Origin of the sequence: Lawsonella sp., from assembly GCF_011525565.1 — a bacterium.
Taxonomy (GTDB): domain Bacteria; phylum Actinomycetota; class Actinomycetes; order Mycobacteriales; family Mycobacteriaceae; genus Lawsonella; species Lawsonella clevelandensis_A.
Window position 1 is genome coordinate 1 of record NZ_WVRS01000020.1, and the last position, 3717, is coordinate 3717.

The 3717-nt window shown below is 51.0% G+C and carries 5 protein-coding genes and 1 pseudogene; all 6 read right to left on the reverse strand.

The features are described 5' to 3' along the window. Positions 1-199: pseudogene (locus QZV76_RS07265) on the reverse strand (hypothetical protein); the annotation flags it as partial. Next, on the reverse strand, positions 186-605 hold the full coding sequence (locus QZV76_RS07270) for a hypothetical protein (protein WP_290599354.1): 420 nt from the start codon (positions 603-605) through the stop codon (positions 186-188). The gene QZV76_RS07270 and the pseudogene QZV76_RS07265, both read right to left, overlap by 14 nt. 86 nt (positions 606-691) lie before the next feature. Next, positions 692-898, reverse strand: a complete 207-nt coding sequence (locus QZV76_RS07275) for a hypothetical protein (protein ID WP_290599355.1) — start codon at positions 896-898, stop codon at positions 692-694. Between the two features lie 75 nt (positions 899-973). After that, a complete protein-coding gene (locus QZV76_RS07280) occupies positions 974-1360 on the reverse strand; it encodes a DUF2744 domain-containing protein (protein ID WP_290599357.1) in 387 nt (128 codons plus the stop codon). Positions 1361-1369: 9 nt separating this feature from the next. Beyond that, on the reverse strand, positions 1370-3136 hold the full coding sequence (locus tag QZV76_RS07285) for a hypothetical protein (RefSeq protein WP_290599358.1): 1767 nt from the start codon (positions 3134-3136) through the stop codon (positions 1370-1372). Then, positions 3136-3717: hypothetical protein (locus tag QZV76_RS07290; protein WP_290599359.1), on the reverse strand; the 582-nt coding region annotated here is incomplete at its 5' end. The genes QZV76_RS07290 and QZV76_RS07285, both read right to left, overlap by 1 nt.

Here is a 3717-nt window from a genome sequence, read left to right on the forward strand (position 1 = left end):
CTTTCCCACGGTCAATACTGGTGCGGAAGTCAGCTGCCATCTTCCGCCGCTGCTCCGGGGTGGGAGGGTCGTTCGGCATCCGCACGGTGCAGTAATGGCTACCCGGAATCCGCTTGTTCAGTACCGGAGTAACCTGGCTAATGTCGTCTGTACCGTTCACTGTGGTGCGGAGTTCGCCGGCTAGATCATGCTCCGCCACAATATGGCCAGTAGCCCCGAGAATCACCGTCTGGCAGGACGCAATCAATGAATGCTTTAATATGCTTAAGGGCTTTATTCAGTAGGTTTGAAAGTTTGACGATCTGTGTATTCTGTGTATCTACGAGGGTTTTTAAACGGTTAATTTCGTTGTCTCTGGCCTTATCCGAGGCTTCTAAAGCAGTAACTTTTTGGGATAAACTCCCATTATTTTCCTCAAGCTCTTTAATCGTATTTAACTGGTTGTCTAACTGTTCCTGCAGGTTATCGACGATCTGCGACCAATTCTTACGGCCGAATTCACGCGCTCTCATGTTTGAGAAAATCGCCTCACCACAAATCAGGGCAACAATCGCTAGCAGGATGATGCCTGAGATGCCGAGTGCTGCGGACGAGGTTGGATCCATTTTTCACCTCCATACAAAAGTGGGGACGTTGCACCTCCTGCGCGAAAGTGGTGCAACGGCCCTTCTTCATCTGCTAACCTGCGACTCTACTTCTTCAGTTCAGCAAGCACTGAGGGGATCAGCATCAACAGGCGCGTAGTATCAAGTTTTCCTTCAGAATCGAAGCACTCATTCGAGACTCGCTGCAGGATACGCTGGGCAGCGCCCGCGAACTCAGTCATCTTTGCGACGATCTCACGAAAATCAGGCGCCTCAAGCTCGTTATTGTCATTCACCGGTGCGGGAGTGGTCATATCCAGCCCTTTCCTCTTATCCAAAAACTTAGTTAATTTATAAGACTATTTTAGCATGAACTAAGGGGAGAGCCCCTAGTTTTTGTCCAGTTCAGCGGTAATATCGTTGGCTAGTCCAGCGAGTTTACCTGCGAGAATATTCAAGAGTTCATCGTTGCCTTGCTGTTTAGCAGCCTTCACAACGTTTTCAATATTTTTCTTATGATTCTCAGGATTCAGCGGCTTATTATCAGTCCACACGATCGACCCGTCATCCGCGACAGACTGCAGGCGGTTCTGCTCCCCCGGCATATACCTAAATCCGCACTGGTAAAGATGCACGGAAATCATACGGGCGGTCTGTTCATCAAAGACAGGGAAACCATCACTGTTGAACTCAGGGATCGGGGAATTAAGCGCCCATAGCATCATTTCCTGCGGATGCTGCATATCGCACTGTGACTGGTGGGTACCGTTAAACAATGTTCCTCCTTAGAGCAGCAAGGCACGCTTCAAAGCGCGAGTCATGATATTCACTTGATTAACCATCATGGCGTTAAAGTCCCTACCGCGCTTAGATGAGTCAGTTTTCACGCTCACCTGGTAGATGCTTTTCCCCTTCGCCGGGGTCGCCACCTTAATCGATGACACCCTACCAAGCCACAAATGCCCGTCAATGAGGCGGTTAGATTCCGCCCGCCTCTCAAGGACGATTTCGCAGCCGACAGACGTGCCCAATCCGAAATGCCAGAAGGGGACGAAGGGGCTGTTACTAACGTTGAAATCATGGGAGGACGCCTCGGAGGTATCCATGTAGGCTTTACGCCTGTTACTGGCTTGCTGGACACCGAATAGCATGCCGTCCAAGGGTTGGAAGGCGGTCGGGTACAGGGTCGGGCTGTAATAGTATTTGCGGTCAGTAAAATTCCAGCGGGGACGCGGGTTACTGATCCGCTGCAGTACAGGCTCGATCAGATCAACGATGAGAGAGCCTAAGGGGATGAGGAAGACTAACTGCCCAATGGTGTCGTAAACGAGCCGCAGGAAGGCATAGAAGAGGTTTAAAACACTCCCTACTTTGCCCTTAGTAAAGACACTCACGCTTTTAGGGGTACTCTGAGACAGTTTCAGGGCGGTCACTTCTTGAGTGTCCATGTGGGACTCGAAAACAACACTCGGGTAGGTTTTCACATCCCCTAGGCGTTCCAGCGACCCGTCGAATGCGCCCGTGTAGTTATGCGACAGTTGCACCGTCACCACATCATCATTCGGATGAATCAGGAAAAGACCTAACACGCCTTCAATGACTTCACGGCTGGTAAACCAGAGGGAGCCAAAAATGTTGGAGACAAGGCCTGAACCCTCAGCGTTACCCGTGTCAGTGACAAGGCCGTTCATCTGAATCGACCGGGACGGGAGTAGCTTACGGTCAACCTTGACGACAATGCAGCCATGTTTGATGTTGTGTGTGCGGCCTATGGTTTCGTCGCCTTCGAGATGCCGGTAAACCTGGACAACAACATTATCGAAGTTGATAATGTCCTTCACCATCTCATAAATACTGGAGTAATCACCCTCCACTTCACGCCACCTGGCACCCGTCGAAAGGGACTCAATAAATGTTGGTGCTTGAATGTAGTAGTCGCGTTGCTCCCTAAAAATGAACTGTGTCAGCCCCTCAATCACCGAATACGCGTTCATGTGTCCTCGTTCAGGGCTGAACAGTGTCTTGAAGCGTTGCCATACGTTCGAATAACCGGAGAACCCGGCAAACATTCCTAGGCCACAGCAAAAGGCTACGAGCCATGAGGATGCCCCGGCGATCCACTTCTTTTGCGGCTGGAACGGCCAGAAAGTGGGTAGCACGGAGAGGTTGGGGACGATGGTGCGTTTAATGTATTCGAAGTCGTTGAGGAAGGTGAGTTTCAGCTCTGTCATGCCCTCAGCGCCGACAGACAATTCGTAATTGTCGAGCATGCCAGACCATCTGCAATCCGCGGGCTGGCCATAAGGGTCAACAGTCACGATCAGCGCCTCATACCGACCGGAATACAGTTCATCACAGACTGCAGAGAAAGCATAGGAGCCTTGCCGCAGAGTGATCGTTCCCACCCCCGTGTCGTTGCACAGGTAGTCGAATTGGGTTTTAACGTCGTCGTCTACGCCACAGATGAACTCCATATTCCCATTCCACAACCGTATTGTGGGTGGCGTTGATTGGAGGTCTTTAAGCTCGCGTAGCTGGTCTTGAATCGTCATTACCATGCCCCGTAATACATCGGAGTCCACTCACATTTAATGGTTTTCGGTGGAATGTTAAGCCCCCCGCTTTTCTGGTAGGACACACCCAAGGGTATTTCTTGTGTGTACTCTGGGAGCTTGTTACGCAGGTAGGTACCATGGCTCAACGTGAGCAACTCCCTAGACCGTTCTTTGCCCTTGCTCGACATGATCGGAGGCCGATCCCTATCAGAGGAAACCTCCACACTCTCATCGTTACGCACCATAGGAGTAGTCAACAGGCGCTGCCTAGTGTCAATAACACGGTTAAACCTACCGCCGATCAGCTTCACATCCGGGATAGAATAGGATGCCCCCGCGCCTTTGCCTTTAATCCCCTCGAAAGTCCATGTGAGAGGTACCGGCACATCACCGGGGTTCTCCACAATCACTGTTAGCCGGGCATTCTTTTTCTCAAACTGTGCAGACAGGGCATAGGCAGTGCGTGGCTTAGTCTCCATCCAGAATGGTGAACCGTAGAGTGACACGACAGCTACCCAACCATCCGAGTTCACAAGATCAAACTTTTCACTCGACTCAACCGGCTTCTCTAACGAAAC